Annotated in this window: 1 pseudogene; it reads left to right on the forward strand. The window is 73.5% G+C overall.

From position 1 onward, the window contains the following. Positions 1-1,338: pseudogene (locus NI18_RS20590) on the forward strand (cobaltochelatase subunit CobN); the annotation flags it as partial.

Raw genomic sequence — 1,338 nt, forward strand, 5'->3', positions numbered from 1 at the left:
TCCCGCGGGCTAGTGCCGGCCGGTCGCGGGGTGAAGACGGTCCCGAGGTCGGTGGCTGGCAGCCGCGCGACGGGGTGACGTGCCCCGCCGCGTTCGCGATGACCGCGACGCGGCCGCGAATCCTGCTGATCTTCTACCGCTCCTACCTGACCGCTGCCGATCTGGACCCGATCGAGGCGCTGCATGCCGGGCTGAGTGGGGCGGGGTTCGCGTCGTCGGGCTCTTCGCGCCGTCGCTGAGGCGCCGGGCGCGGCGGGTGGCTGGCGCGTTGGGTCGTGGCGCTGTGTCCGGCGGCGATCGTCAACGCGACCGCATTTTCGGGCCGCGGCGCGGACGACACATCGCCGCTCGACGGGGCGGGGGTGCCGGTGTTCCAGGTCGCGCTGGCGACGTCGGATCGTGCCGCCTGGGCGGGGTCGACGCGCGGGTTGTCCCCCGCCGACCTGGCGATGCACGTCGTCCTGCCCGAGGTCGACGGACGGCTGTTCGCGGGCGTCGCGAGCTTCAAGGAGGACGGCGTCCGCGACGACGCTCTCGGCTATGCTCGGCGCGAGCACCGGGCTGACCCCGAGCGGATCGCGGCGATCGTCGCGCGCGTCACCGCGTGGGTGCGGCTAGCGGAGCGACCGGTCGCGGAGCAGCGGCCTGCGGTCGTGCTGTCGACCTATCCGGGTAAGGATTATCAGATGGCGCATGCGGTCGGGCTCGACGCGCTGGCGTCCGCGGAGGCGATCGTCGAGGATCTGGCGGCGGCGGGCTATGCAACCAGGGAGACTGCATCCGGTGGGCTAGCCGAGGCGCTGGCGACGGGGCGGATCGGGTGGCCGGTCGCGGCATATCGCGCGGCGCTTGGGAGCCTGCCGGCCGTGTTGCGCGATGCGCTCGAGGAAAGTTGGGGCGCGCCCGAGGACGATCCGGCCTGTATCGACGGCGCGTTCCAGTTCGCGGGCGTCGAGCGGGGCGGCGTGGTGATCGCGCTCCAGCCCGAACGCGGGCGCAGTGCGGCGCGGGTCGGGGAGTATCACGACCTGTCGCGCTGTCCCCGCCACGCCTATGTCGCCTTCTATCTGTGGCTGCGCGCGCGGGGGAGCGATGCGCTGATCCATGTCGGCGCGCACGGGACGCTCGAATGGCTGCCGGGCAAGGCGGTTGCGCTGTCGGGGGAATGCTGGCCCGAGGCGCTGACCGGGCCGATGCCGGTGCTCTATCCGTTCATCGTCAACGATCCGGGCGAGGCCGCACAGGCACGGCGGCGGATCGGCGCGGTGACGATCGGCCATGTCCCGCCGCCGGCGGCGACGACGCGCAGCGGTGCGGGGCTGGGGCGGCTCGGGTCTC

Source organism: Sphingomonas sp. Ant20, assembly GCF_000783375.1.
GTDB classification, from domain to species: domain Bacteria; phylum Pseudomonadota; class Alphaproteobacteria; order Sphingomonadales; family Sphingomonadaceae; genus Sphingomonas; species Sphingomonas aerolata.